Source organism: Streptomyces sirii, assembly GCF_045690365.1.
Lineage (GTDB): Bacteria > Actinomycetota > Actinomycetes > Streptomycetales > Streptomycetaceae > Streptomyces > Streptomyces sirii.
Map to the genome: position 1 here is coordinate 7,862,650 of NZ_CP147982.1, position 12,611 is coordinate 7,875,260.

The following is a 12,611-nucleotide window of genomic DNA, read 5'->3' on the forward strand; positions in this document are numbered from 1 at the left end:
CGGGTCCCGCCGGGCATAATCAGGTGACCGTGCCGGGCAGCGGCGTGCGCCCGCATCCCGGGAGCCGGGTGCGTTTCTACGGGGGGACGGTGGAGAGCGGAGACCGTCGGCAGTTGCCGACCTATGACGCGTTCATCAGCTACAACACCAGGGATCTGGCCGTGGTGCACCGGCTCGCCGAAATGCTGCACGAGGCGGGCTTCCAGGTCTTCCTCGACGACTGGTGCCTGGTGCCGGGGGAGCCCTGGCAGGAGCGCCAGAACGAGGCGTTGGCCAACAGCCCCTGCTGTCTGGCGATGTGCGGTGCGCACGGTCTGGGGCCGTGGCAGAACGAGGAGGTGCGGCTCGCGGTCAACGCGCGGGTCAGCGGCCGCTCGATGCGGGTGATACCCGTGCTGCTCCCGGACGCCCCGGATTCGGCCCTGAAACATCTGGACTTCCTGGACCGGTTCACCTACTGCGACTTCCGCGGCGGACTGGACCAGCCGCGTTCGTTCACCCGGCTCTGCGCCGGAATCCGCGGCGAGGCACCCGGACCGCCGGAACCCGTGGCGGCGGCGTTACCGGGCGGAAGAACCGACGCGGACCATCGGTCGGGCTTCAACGCCCCGGCCAGTGGCTGGCGCAGGAGCTCCGTGGTGACGGCGGCCCGCGCAGCGGCGACGGCGGACGGGGCCCCGGTGGTGCTCTGCGGACTTCCCGGCATCGGCAAGACGCATGTGCTGTGCGACACGGCGGACGACCTCCGCGTCGGCCGGACCGTCCTGGCCCTGTCCGCGGGAGGGACCACCGCCGCCGAGCCCCGCTTCCTCGTGGACGAGGTCAACGGCCGGCTGGACCGGGCGTTCGGCCGTGGGCTGGCCCGTGAGGACCTGTATCTGCGCGACTGGCCGGACGCGCTCGCGGCCCTGCTGGCGCGCGTCGCGGACGAGCCGCTCCTGGTGCTGCTGGACGACCTCGGCACGGACGAGGTCGGACGTACGATTCTGCGGTCCTTCGCGGGTCTGCGTGACTGCCTGGTCCTGGCCACTGCCCAGGAGCACTTCGCGGACACCACGGACGCCCGGCACATCCTCGTGCCGCCGATGTCCCGTGCCGAAGGCACCGACTTCATCGCCCATATGGCGCAGCGCACGAACCTTCCGGTGGACCCGGCGGAGCTCGCCGGGCAACTGCCGGGTGATGTGCTCTCACACCCGCTCGCCCTGCGCACCTTCCTGGCGCACACCGCCCACGTGCCCGCGGCGCTGCTGATCCGCCCCGACCTGCCCTCCGACGTGCTCTCCGCACGGAAACTCGTGGCCACGGCGGTCGCCCGGCTTCCGGACGTGCACCGCAAGGCCCTCGCGCACGCCGCGGTGCTCGACCGGGTGCCGCCGGCGGACCTCCTCTCGGCCGGGATGGCCCTCCCGCCGTGGTTCACCGCCTCGTTGGCCGATCTGGTGCCGCGCTGCCTCGTCGTCCATGTCGCCGGCGGCATCGAGGTGCCCCAGCTCGTGAGGCAGGCGCTGGACGATGTGGACCCGTCGGCCCGCCGGGCCGCCCTGCACGACGTTCTCGCCGAACTGGCGGGTCTGGCGGCCGAGGCGGAGAGCGAGGTGCCGGCGTCGCTCGCCGGTGTGCTGGCACCGGTGGCCCTGGTGGCGGTGGAGACGGGTGAGTGGCGGGCCCTTCGCGATGCCGTTCCCGACCGGATGCTGGACCGGTTCAACGCACGCGGTTTCTGGAAGGAGTACGTCCTGCTCACCAAGGCACTCATCGAGGCGGTCGACGGCCTCGGGGATGAAGCGGACCGGGTCCGCCTGCGGGTCCGCCTGTCCCGCAAGATCGCCCAGCTCGGCGACACCAGGTCCGCCTGGCAGCTGGCGCGCGAGTGCGAGGCGGTCCCGGGAGCCGCCGACTCACCCGCCCTGCGCGCCGAGTTGGCCGGGCAGCGGGCCTTCCTCTCCTATCTGCAGGAGGACGACCGCTCGACGCTGCACGAGCTGGGCGTCTGCGTCGATCTGCGGACCCGCACGGGCGACACCGCGGGCCTGCTGATCGCCCACAAGCTGGAGGGCAACGTGCATCTGCGCCGCGGGCGGTACGAGGAGGCCGCCGCGGCCTATCGCACCGCCCTGGCGGTGGGCGGCGACACGGCCGACGCCCGGCACCGTCTCGACACGGAGGCGAGCCTGGCGATGTGCGAGGCGCGCCTCGGCTCACCCGAGTCGGCCGTGCGGCATCTGGAGCGTACGGTCCACGAGATGCGCGCCCTGTCCCTGACCATCGACCTGCCACGTGCGCTGCACGGGCTCGCCCTCGTCTACGAGCGGCTGGGGCTGCCGGCCCGGGCCCTGGAGTCGGTGCGGCAGGCCGCCGCGACACCGGCCCGGGACCCCGCGGTGCGCAAGGCGGTCGACCGGATGCTGTGGCGGTTGGAGAACCTCCAGCAGGTGACCCGGTCGGCGGAGGACGGGCGGAAGGCGGAGGGCGAGCCGCGGTGATCGGACGAAAGACACCGGCACGGGTGATGAGGTCGGCGCTCCGTGCCAGCGGCCTGCCGCACTATCTGCGCGAGCCGTTCGTACAGGCCGCCCCCGAGCGGATGAGCAAGCGGACCGGGGTGCTGCTGCGCGGCCACCTGACACTGCTCGTGCAGGCCTCACGGTCGGACGGCTCGTTGCTGGACGCCGGGGAGGCCTTGGGCGAGCTGCGCAGCCGCTGGGCCGCCGAGGGCGGGGACACCGCGGACCTGCTGAAGCTCGTCAGAATGGTGAACTACCGCGCCCAGGCGCTGCACGCGCCCGTGGCCGGTGAGCCGGCCGAGGAGACCGGCCCCGCCGCGCTCGCCCAGTTCTGGGCGTCGAGCGGTCATGACATCGAGGAGCTGTCCGGCTTCCTGGCCGACGTCGACCAAGAGGCCGCCGATTGGCTTCCGGGGTGAGCGGCGGTCCGAGCGCGTCGACGGCGCTCGCCGAACTGCTGGAGTACGCGCGCCGGCACGTCCCGCACTACCAGTCGCTGGTCCCGCCGGGCCCGGTGACAGGGGAGAACGCGCTCGCCGTACTGCGTCGCCTGCCGCTGCTGCGGCGTACGGCCGTCCGCAGCGAGCGCCCGCGCCTGTGGTCGGCCGAAGGGGACGCCCGCCGGTGGCGGCGGGTGCACACCACCGGAACGACCGGCGCGCCTCTGGAGGTCGTGGTCGACGACGCCGCGCAGCAGGCGGAACTCGCCGCCCTGGTGCGACATGTACGGCGTCACCTCGGCGGGCCCGACGGTCTGTCGATCACGCATCTGACGCTGCACCTGGCGTCGACCTCCCGGGCGTCGATCTCACCGGACCCGCCCGATGTCGCGCTGGTCAAGTGGAATCTGAGCCGTGCCTGGCAGTTGCCGGACGACGAGTTCCGTGCCGCGCTGGAGGAACTGCGCGGGAAGGTGATCACCGTGATGCCGAGTGTGATGGCGGCCCTGTGCGATCGCCTCGGGCCGTCGAGCGGGGCGGAGCCGCGGTTGGTCGTCCTGTCCGGCGAGCAGTTCACCGACGGGCTGCGGGAACGCATCCAGGAGACGTTCCACTGCCCCGTCACCGCCCTCTACACGCTCGCCGAGGCCGGCATCGTCGCGCACGAGTGCGGGGAGAGCAGGACCTACCACGTCGAGGAGACGGGTGCCTTCCTGGAGGTGGTGGGGGAGCAGGGGGATCCGCTGCCACCCGGGGTCGTCGGTGACGTCGCGGTGACGCCGCTGGTCAACCGCGCCATGCCGCTGCTGCGCTACGTCAACGGGGACAAGGGCGCCTGGGTCGACGGGCCGTGCGGCTGCCGGCTGCCCGGCCCGCGCCTGCGGCTGCTCGCCGCGCGTACCCAGCACGCCCTGGTGAGCGAGCCGAACGGCCGTGGCGTACGCCGGATCGATCTGGCCAAGCTCTCCAGACAACTCGACCTCGGCGTCTCGCGGATCGTCCGGGACGGCGACGACGTCGTGGTGGAACACGATGACCCGCACCCCGCCACGGACCTTCAACGGACCACGATCGCCGCGGCGTTGCGCTCGCTGCTGGGCGCCGACCTGACCGTCCGGACGCGGCGGACGGCGGGCGCGCCCTCCGCCGCCGGGCCGCCCGCGGATCCGAACCCCGCCCGGCCCGCGTTCCTGCCGCCGGAGGACATCGCGGCCTGGGCACACGGCGTGCTGCACGACCGGCCGGGCGTTCTGGCCGCCGTCCTCACCGGCTCGACGCTCGACCCGGCGGCTGTCAGCCGCTTCAGCGACATCGACATCACGGTCGTCATCGACGACGACCCCTGCCAGGAGCACTGGTACGCGCTGGCCGCGGCCATGAACCGGCACCTCGCCACCCTGCGCGTGAACATCACCGAGGCGGCCGGGCCGGCGAGATCCCCGCTGGTCGCCTGCCGCCTGCTGGCGGAACGCCATCCCGTGGTCGGCACGCTGGAGGAGGCGGGGGTGACCTGGCCGACCGCCCAAGTCCTGGCGAACGAGGCGGGGTTCTGGACACAGAACGCCGAGAGCGTGCTGTGGACCCGACTGACCGCGGCCGACAGACAGCGCTCGGACCCGGTGCGGGACGCCTGGCTCGCCTCCCGCTTCTGCCTCGACGCGCTGCGCTACCGGCTGTTGTGCGACGGCGAGCGGGTGACCGCGGCTCGTCATGTCCTGTGGCGGGCACAGGAGTTGGGGGTACCGGACGCGGCCGGCATCCGGCGCGCCTTCGCCGTGGGGCGCGAGCACCGTCCACCGCCCGCCCCCGGATCGCCCGAGGCGGACGGGTCCCTGCGGACCGCCCTGGCCTGTGTGCGATGGCTGGGCCGGTCCCTGTGACCTCGTGCGGCGGTACTTGGGCGGTGGCGACAGGGCGGCGTCACCGTCGGGACCGAGGCCAGTCGGTTCCACGTCCGGTCGGCAGGGGGCCACGAGGCGGGCCGGCGCACGCCGCGGGCCCGCCCCGGCGAACTCGTCCACGTCGACGTCAAGCAACTCGGCCGCGAGATCTTGTTGATGATGCCGTGACGGCCGGTGTCGCGGACCTGCCGGACTGGCCCGCGTCCAGGCCGTCCTTCTCGTAGAGCCGGATCCGCTGCCGATCGGCCGTCGTCCGTAAATGTCAGACCGGTCGTCGGTAGAGGCGGGCCAGGGCGTCGAGGGCCTGGGTCATCTGTTCGCGAAGTCCGGCCGGGGCAAGGATCTCGGCGTCGGCGCCGAGTTTAAGGAGTTCGGGGAGCGCCTGTTCAACGGACTCGATCGGGATCGTCACCCGGATCCAGCCATCGGCATCCGGGGACGTGGCGGTCCGCCGTGCGGCATCGGCCATGGCTGAGTCCCACAAGTGAGGCAACCGGTGGAAGGCGCTTGGAGACAGGCGGAGGGTCGCCTCGCCCTGGTGGCGGCGCGCGTCGAAGAACCGCAGATAGTTCTGCCAATGGTCCGCCAGGTCGAACCCCTCAGTCCGTTCGAACCGCTCGTCAAGGACACGAAGGTCCGCTATCCGTGAGATGCGGTAGGTGCGGAGCCCTTCGGTGCCGTCGGCCACGAGGTACCAGTGACCTGCCTTGAGTACCAGACCATAGGGTTCTACGACCCGGGTGATCTCGCGGGGTTCGGCCCAGCGCAGGTAGCGCACCCGCACGGCTCGGTTGTTCCACACCGCCTCCGCGACCGCGCTCAGATGCGGCGCGCGGTCGCTTTCTCGGTACCACGCAGGGGCGTCGAGGTGGAACCGCTCGGCGATCCGGCTGGCACGGTCGCGTAACTCGGCGGGCAGCGAGGCCATGAGTTTGAGCTGCACGGCGGTCACGACTGCGCCCATGCCAAGGTCGGCGGCGGCCGTCGGCAGCCCGGTCAGGAACAGTGAATCGGCCTCATCCGTGGTCAGCCCGGTCAGCCGGGTGCGGAACCCGCCGAGCAGCCGATAACCGCCTTCGTGACCGGGTTCGCCGTACAGCGGCACGCCCGCCGTGCTGAGGGACTCCATGTCGCGGTAGACGGTGCGCACAGACACCTCCAGCGTGTCGGCCAGCTCCTGTGCCGTCATCCGTTCCCGGTTCTGCAGGAGCAGCAGGATGGATACCAGTCGGCTCGCGCGCATGCGGTGAAGTCTGCCGCAGTCCACTGACACAAGGTGTCAGTGGAGCGGAAATAGCGTCCGGCTCATGGACATCGACATTGATATCGACCAGTTTGTCGAGAGGTACGTCGCGGTGTGGAATGAGCCCGACCCGGTGGCGCGCCGGCACGCCATCGCCGAGCTGTGGGACGCGGACGGTATCGAGACCACTGAATCCGCGCGGTACCACGGTCACGACGCCCTCGAAGCCCGGATCGCCGAGGCGCACAACGATCTGGTGCGGGACGCGGGATTCGCCTTTCGGTCCGCGGGCGACGCGACCGGCCATCACGACACGATCACCTTCACCACCCACATGGTCCCCGCAGCCGGAGGGGGCATCGCCTGGACCGGTCGGACCGTTCTCACCCTCGGCGAGGACGGGCTCATCCGGAACGAGTACCAGTTCACCGTGGACCTGCCGGCCGAGATGAAGGCGAACTCGCGGGCCACGGCGGAGGACTTCCTTCGTCGACTGAGCGAGGGCGACCCGGACCGGATCGCCGAACTGTTTGCGGAACACGTCGACTGGCAGTTGAACTGGCCGGACAGTGGCCACCCGGCGGTGCCGTGGATCCGTCCCCGCTCGACCCGCGCCGACGTCGCCGACCATTTCCGGGAAATAGCCGCCTTCCATGTTCCTGAGGAGTCGGCCGGAACGGTGTCCCGCGTCCTCGTCGACGGCGCGGACGCGATCGTGCTCGGCGACATCCGGCAGACGGTAAGAACCACAGGTCGGCCGTACACGGCCCGGTGCGCGCTCCACCTCACTGTCGTAGACGGCCTGATCACGCGCTACGCCGTCTACGAAGACAGCCTCACCGTCGCCGAAGCCCTCGCCGACCAGCCGGTACACCGCCGGGCCCATGGACGGGCCCGTGACTCAGCCCCCCGCCGTGCTCTCCGCCCGGGACAGGGCCGTTTCGAGTACGACCAGTAGGGCGTCGCGGACCGAGCCCGTGTGGCGGGCGTCGAAGACGAGGAGCGGTATGTGGTCGGAGACGTCGAGTGCCCAGCGCACCTCGTCGAGGTCGTGGTGGACTTCGCCGTCGAACGCGTTCACGGCGACGGCGAACGGGATGTCCTTGTGCTCGAAGTAGTCCACCGCGGCGTAGCAGTCGTCCAGGCGGCGGGTGTCCACGATGACCAGAGCGCCTAGGGCACCCTGGACCACGTCGTCCCACATGAACCCGAACCGGTCCTGGCCCGGCGTGCCGAACAGGTAGAGCTTCAGCGTCGGGTCGATGGTGACGCAGCCGAAGTCCATGGCGACCGTGGTGGTGGTCTTCTCCGGGGTGTGGGAGAGATCGTCCACGCCCGCCGCGACCTCGGTGATGGCGGCCTCCGTGGTCAGTGGCCGGATCTCGGAGATCGCGCCCACGGCCGTGGTCTTGCCGACGCCGAAGCCGCCCGCAATGACCAACTTGACCGGAACCGGCGGCTGTTCAACCGCTGTCGCGGAGTGTGTCCCGTGAGTCGGGGACGGCGCGGAGACCATCGATAACCCTTCGCAGTACGGAGATGTCCTGGGTGGTCCTGGCGTTCGGGACGTGGACCGTCAGGTGTCCGGCGGCGCGCAGATCCTCCGTCAGCACCCGGACGACATTGAGGTGCAGATGCAGCCGCGCGGCCAGTTCCGCCACCGACTGCGGTCGTCGGCAGGCGGCGATGATGTCGTGTTGTTCGAAGGAGAGCGAGTGGAGGCAGGTCAGGCCGGACGACGTCGCCACGACCTGGGTCTCGACCGGGAGCGGAGGGCCGGCGCCGCCTCCCGCCACCCGGCCCGCGGTCAGCAGGAAAGGCCTGATCGCGGAAGCGCGGCCGGCCGGTTCCGACGGGCCCCGGGCGCTGCCCTCCCCCAAGCTCTCGGCTCCGCTCGAGCAGGGGGGACCCCCACCCTCGTCCGGTCCTGGTCCACCTGCGGCCATCGTGATCCTCTTCTCGGCGCCTGCGCCCCCGGCTCCGCGGTGCGGGGCGGGTCAGCGGGCCGGTGCGGCGCCGGCGTTGTTCTTGAGCTCCAACACCAGCTGGGGGGTGAGCGCGCTCCCGGCCCGGTTGGCGAAGAGGGTCATCTCGTAGGCGATGTTGCCGAGCTTGGCCTCCTTCGAGGTCACCACGCCCAGGACGGCGCCGCAGCCGATGGCGGACACCAGGACATGGCCGCCCTCCAGGTCGATGATGACCTTGTTGAGGCCGCCGAGGCCGTAGTTGCCGGACGCACCGGCCGCCAGACTGGTGACGCCCGAGACGATCGCCGCGAGCCGCTCGGAGTCGGCCTGTTCGCGCAGTTGGGAGACGGCGATCAGCAGACCGTCGGAGGACACCGCGATGGCGTCGACGACACCGGCGGTCTGGGTGGCGAACCGGTCGAGCAGCCAGGTGAAGTCGGCCGCGGCGGCTGTCAGGTCCATGGGCTCCTCCCGCTCGGAGCTGCTCTTACCTGTCGGCGTGGTCACTGCCCGACTCCTTCCGGGTTTGCTGGTGTTGCGATGGTGCCGAATCCCTCGGGGCCGTAGCAGTCTCCTGCTCCGCCCTGCGTACGGCGGCCTCGAATTCGTCGAGTTCCGAACGGACCGCGTCGGGGTCCACGGGCCTGGGCACGGTCTGAGCCCCGCGGTCGGCCGCAGGGGTGGTCATGTCGAGCGTCGCACCCCGTACCCGTCGTCGCAGCGGCCGAGCGGACTGCGCCGGCCGCGGTTCTTCGACCGCGGGGGTGGTCTGCTGCTCGGCTTCTGCGGGGTGCGGGAGCCGTCGGGGCAGCTCGCCTTGCCGTGCGGGGGCGGCCGGCCGCTGTTCGGGGGCGGTGGCGGAGCGCACGGGCAGCGGCGTGGCGGTCTCCGGTACCGGCTGGAGTGCGGGCGCGCCGGTTTCCTGCTCGGGCGCTGCCGGGTGGTGCGCCGACCCGACCCGAGCCGTGTCCGCTGCCGGGGACGGTACGGCGGCGGGGCTCACGGCCAGGAGCAGTGCGGCGGGGAGCCAGACGGTGCCGGTGACTCCGCCGCCCGGCGTACGGCTCAGCGTGACCCGGATGCCCGAGCGCCGGGCGAGGCTGCCGACCACGAACAGGCCCAGGACCTTGGTCGGTACGAGGTCGAGCCGCTCCCGGCGGACCAGCCGGGAGTTCTCCTCGTCGAGGCGTTCCGCGCTCATACCCAGGCCGTGGTCGATGACCTCGATCAGGGCACCGCCGTCCGAGGTGATGTCGGTACCGGGCCGGACGACCACCTCGACGGGGGTGTCGGACGGGGAGAACGAGACCGCGTTCTCCAGCAGTTCGGCGAGCATCAGCGTCAGATCGTCGACGACGTCGGGCGCGACGGTGAACTCCGTCTCGGACCGCAGGGACACCCGCTGGTAGCCCTCGATCTGGCCGAGCCCGGCCCGGATGACGTTGGCCAGGGTGGTCGGCCGGGCCTCCATCTCGGGGTCCCGGATACCGGCGAGCAGCATCAGGCTGTCGGCGTTGCGCTGGAGACGCACGGCGATGTGGTCGATGCGGTACATCCGGTTCAGGATGTCGGGGTCGGTCTCCTCGCGTTCCACGGCGTCGATCAGCATGAGCTGGCGTGAGGTGAGGTTGCTGACGCGGCGTCCGACGTTGCCGAACATCTCGGCGACGTTGCGGCGGCTGAGCACCTGCCGCTCCAGCAGCGCCGCGGCGGTGACCTGCACCTGGTTGAACGCCTCGGCCAGGTGGCCGATCTCGTCGCGGACCGGGACGGGGATCGGCCGCGGCCGCAGCGGGGTGCGCTCCGCCGACTCGTCGTCCTCGACCCTGGCGAGTTCCTCGCCGGCCACGTCGACCACCTGCTGGGCGGCACCGGTCAGGGCCGCCAGGGGACGTACGACCGAGCGCCGGACCAAGACGGAGAACGCCAGCCAGGAAGCGAAACCGAGCAGGGCGAGGCCGAGCATCGCCAGCGCGTTGTGCAGGGCGCTTCGGGAGAGGCCGTCGGCTTCGGCGGCGATCTGGCCGATCAGCGACCGGGTGATGTCGAGGCGGGCCTCGGCCTGCCGGGTTCCGGCGGTCATCGCCGCGCGCAACTGATGCGGGCTCTGGCCCTGCAGGGAGCCCGGATCGATCTGCAGCTCCGCGAACTGGGCCTCGATGCCGTTCTCCTCGGCATCTCGCTCGATCCCGCCCAGGCGCAGCGCCTGGTCCGGGTCGGCGATCCTGCTGAAGCGTTTCGTCTGCTCCTCGTAGAGCTTGTGGGCGCCGACCGCGCGGGTGTACTCGGTGAGCGCGTTGGCATCCCGGGTCTGGGCCGAGAACACCCCGCTTTCGAAGGCCGCGTGGGCGGCATCGGCCCGCAGCACCGTGTCGAGGAGCTCGGTGACCGAGGACGACGAGGTGCCGACGAAGCGGTCGAGGCCGATGCCGTCGATCAGGTAGCCGACCGCGGCGGCGTACGCGGGGTCGATGCCGGCGGCCGGAATCGATCCCCGCTCGACCTTGTCGCGCAGTACGGCGAGGCCCCGGATGTAGTCGAGGGCCTGTGCCTCCTGCCGCGGCAGGCCCGCCCCGAACGCGGAGCGCACGGCGGTGACCTGCTCGTCGGTGTCCCGCTGTGCCCGGCGGTAGGCGGCGGTCGACGGCAGGGCGGTACCGGGCCGGACCGACTCCTGCTCCACCGACAGCAAAAGCGCCTGTCGGTGTTCGGCCTGTACGTCGTTGATCAGCCGCGTGACCTGTTCGCTGTCGCGCACCAGCTCAGCGCTATGGCTGGCGTCCGTGGCCTTCTCCACCTGGGAGTTGACGCCGAGGCCCAGCAGTACGCCGACGACCGCGACGGGCGCGATCACCAGCACGTTGAGCTTCCGCCGGAACGGCCATCGGTCCAGGAGGACGCCCGCCCGCTGACGGAAGCCCGGCCTCAACGGCGAAGGCCGAGACGGATCCGCTTCGTGTGGCGGGTCCACCGCGTCCACAGACACCCAGCCTCCTCCTTGCGACGTGCTCCTGAGCGGTGACCGAGGTGTCGTTGTCGCCGACCGCCGACGATGGGGGAGTGTGACGTTTGCGCAGTTCACCCTAGTTGTGAGCGAAAAGATTGCGCCACATGCCCAACCGGCCGTGAACACTACCGCTTGTGCACGCGCATGCAACACATGGCAGCAATGGTCAACCGGTATTCAACTCTTTGTCACTTTTGGCGCGTTACCCCTGAGGTGTTGTGCCGCCCCGGTCGATGGTTTGGTGCCCGTAGCGGAGCGGGGCGCGGACCGGCCCGTTCCTCGCCGGGGCCGGCGCGGGTGGCCTGCGCGGTACCTCCCGGAGGCGGCTGCCTCGCGGAGCATCGGCACCCGTAACCTGTCTCCCCCCACCCGACCCGTATCCTCAACCTGCCCTGCGAGGAGACTCGTGCACCCCACCCGCAAGGCGGTCGCGTCAGCCGCCGCACTCCTGGTCATGGCCGTTTCCGGCTGCGATTCCGACGCCGGCGCCACCGCGGCCCACAAGGACTCCGCCAAGCCCGGATGCCCGGCCACCCTCTCCAGGGCCAAGCAGGCCGTCGCGAAGGCCGAGGAGGCCAACGCCCCCTGGAGGGGCCCCACCACCGGGCCCAAGGCCGTCCGCGGCAAGACCGTCGTCTTCATCGCCCAGACCCTGACCAACCCGGGCGTCGCCGGGGTCGCCCAAGGTGTCCAGGAAGCCGCCAAGATCGTCGGATGGCACGCCCGCACCCTCAACGGCAAGGGCACGCCCGACGGCATCCGGGCCGCGTTCAAGCAGGCCGTCGGCCTCAAGCCGGATGGCATCGTCATCGGCGGTTTTGATCCCGCGGCGGCCGCGGAGAGCGTCAAAGAAGCCAACAAGGCGGGCATTGAGCTGATCGGCTGGCACGCCACCGCCGTTCCCGGCCCCAGTGACGATCCGCGGCTCTTCAGCAACGTCACCTCCCGCGTCGAGGACGTCGCGAAGATCAGCGCCGACTGGATCATCGCCCGGTCCAACGGCCGCGCGGGCGTCGTCCTGTTCACCGATGCCTCGGTACCCTTTGCGAAGCGAAAGTCCGACCTGATCAAGAAGGAACTCGCCACCTGCTCGGGCACCAAACTGCTGAGCTACACCAACCTCCCCATTCCCCAGGCCAACAGGCGCTCCATCGGGGAAGTCCGCTCCCTGCTGTCCCGTTTCGGCCGCAAGTGGACCTATTCCGCGGCCATCAACGACCTGTACTTCGGTCACGCCGCCCCCGCCCTGCGCGCCGCGGGCAAGGACGGTGCCGGGGCCCCGTTCAACATCGGCGCCGGTGACGGTGACCCGTCGGCCTTCGAGCGCGTCAACGGCAAGGAGTTCCAGACCGCCACCGTGCCCGAGCCGCTCTCCGAGCAGGGCTGGCAGATCGTCGACGAGTTCAACCGCGCCTTCACCGGGGCCCCCGACAGCGGGTACGTCGCCCCCGTGCACATCGCCACCGCCGCCAACAGCGGCGGCGCCCTGTCCTGGGACTCCGAGGGCTACCGCCAGGCCTACCGCAAGATCTGGGGCGACTGACGC

General features: G+C 71.2%; 9 protein-coding genes and 2 pseudogenes. 6 read left to right on the forward strand and 5 right to left on the reverse strand.

Annotation, left to right across the window (positions count from 1 at the left end):
- The first annotated feature begins 113 nt into the window (after positions 1 to 113).
- The 3 genes from WAB15_RS34880 to WAB15_RS34890 are packed head-to-tail and all read left to right on the forward strand — an operon-like array spanning position 114 to position 4,827.
- On the forward strand, positions 114 to 2,486 hold the full coding sequence (locus tag WAB15_RS34880) for a TIR domain-containing protein (RefSeq protein WP_407288715.1): 2,373 nt from the start codon (positions 114 to 116) through the stop codon (positions 2,484 to 2,486).
- Positions 2,483 to 2,926 (forward strand): hypothetical protein, encoded by a 444-nt coding sequence (locus WAB15_RS34885; RefSeq protein WP_399145331.1) that lies wholly within the window; start codon positions 2,483 to 2,485, stop codon positions 2,924 to 2,926. The genes WAB15_RS34880 and WAB15_RS34885 overlap by 4 nt, the downstream gene beginning before the upstream one ends.
- Positions 2,923 to 4,827: a hypothetical protein gene (locus WAB15_RS34890; protein ID WP_407288716.1), complete on the forward strand. Its 1,905-nt coding sequence runs from the start codon at positions 2,923 to 2,925 to the stop codon at positions 4,825 to 4,827. The genes WAB15_RS34885 and WAB15_RS34890 overlap by 4 nt, the downstream gene beginning before the upstream one ends.
- Before the next feature lie 283 nt (positions 4,828 to 5,110).
- Here WAB15_RS34890 and WAB15_RS34895 read toward each other — a convergent pair whose 3' ends face one another.
- Positions 5,111 to 6,091, reverse strand: a complete 981-nt coding sequence (locus WAB15_RS34895) for a helix-turn-helix transcriptional regulator (RefSeq protein WP_407288717.1) — start codon at positions 6,089 to 6,091, stop codon at positions 5,111 to 5,113.
- A 64-nt stretch (positions 6,092 to 6,155) separates the two neighbouring features.
- Between WAB15_RS34895 and WAB15_RS34900 the strand changes: the two are divergent.
- Positions 6,156 to 6,491: pseudogene (locus WAB15_RS34900) on the forward strand (hypothetical protein); the annotation flags it as partial.
- 75 nt (positions 6,492 to 6,566) lie between these two features.
- Positions 6,567 to 6,944: pseudogene (locus WAB15_RS34905) on the forward strand (nuclear transport factor 2 family protein); the annotation flags it as partial.
- A gap of 48 nt (positions 6,945 to 6,992) precedes the next feature.
- Here the strand turns inward: WAB15_RS34905 and WAB15_RS34910 are convergent.
- From WAB15_RS34910 to WAB15_RS34925, 4 genes are read right to left on the reverse strand one after another with little or no spacing between them, the layout of a single operon-like run.
- Positions 6,993 to 7,607 carry a GTP-binding protein gene (locus WAB15_RS34910; RefSeq protein WP_407288718.1) on the reverse strand — a complete coding sequence of 205 codons (615 nt, stop codon included), beginning with the start codon at positions 7,605 to 7,607 and terminating at the stop codon, positions 6,993 to 6,995.
- On the reverse strand, positions 7,555 to 8,037 hold the full coding sequence (locus WAB15_RS34915) for a DUF742 domain-containing protein (RefSeq protein ID WP_399145335.1): 483 nt from the start codon (positions 8,035 to 8,037) through the stop codon (positions 7,555 to 7,557). The genes WAB15_RS34910 and WAB15_RS34915 overlap by 53 nt, the downstream gene beginning before the upstream one ends.
- A 51-nt stretch (positions 8,038 to 8,088) precedes the next feature.
- On the reverse strand, positions 8,089 to 8,520 hold the full coding sequence (locus tag WAB15_RS34920) for a roadblock/LC7 domain-containing protein (protein WP_384427746.1): 432 nt from the start codon (positions 8,518 to 8,520) through the stop codon (positions 8,089 to 8,091).
- Between the two features lie 25 nt (positions 8,521 to 8,545).
- A complete protein-coding gene (locus tag WAB15_RS34925; RefSeq protein ID WP_407288719.1) occupies positions 8,546 to 11,044 on the reverse strand; it encodes an ATP-binding protein in 2,499 nt (832 codons plus the stop codon).
- A gap of 427 nt (positions 11,045 to 11,471) precedes the next feature.
- Between WAB15_RS34925 and WAB15_RS34930 the strand changes: the two genes are divergently transcribed.
- Complete coding sequence (locus tag WAB15_RS34930; protein ID WP_407288720.1) at positions 11,472 to 12,608, forward strand: substrate-binding domain-containing protein; 1,137 nt, start codon at positions 11,472 to 11,474, stop codon at positions 12,606 to 12,608.
- Positions 12,609 to 12,611 lie beyond the last annotated feature (3 nt).

What these genes read in the sequence shown, in the direction of transcription:
- WAB15_RS34915 (WP_399145335.1), bottom strand. Translation starts at nt 8,037, where the DNA reads ATGGCCGCAGGTGGACCAGGACCGGACGAGGGTGGGGGTCCCCCCTGC.
- WAB15_RS34920 (WP_384427746.1), bottom strand. Translation starts at nt 8,520, where the DNA reads ATGGACCTGACAGCCGCCGCGGCCGACTTCACCTGGCTGCTCGACCGG.
- WAB15_RS34895 (WP_407288717.1), bottom strand. Translation starts at nt 6,091, where the DNA reads ATGCGCGCGAGCCGACTGGTATCCATCCTGCTGCTCCTGCAGAACCGG.
- WAB15_RS34910 (WP_407288718.1), bottom strand. Translation starts at nt 7,607, where the DNA reads ATGGTCTCCGCGCCGTCCCCGACTCACGGGACACACTCCGCGACAGCG.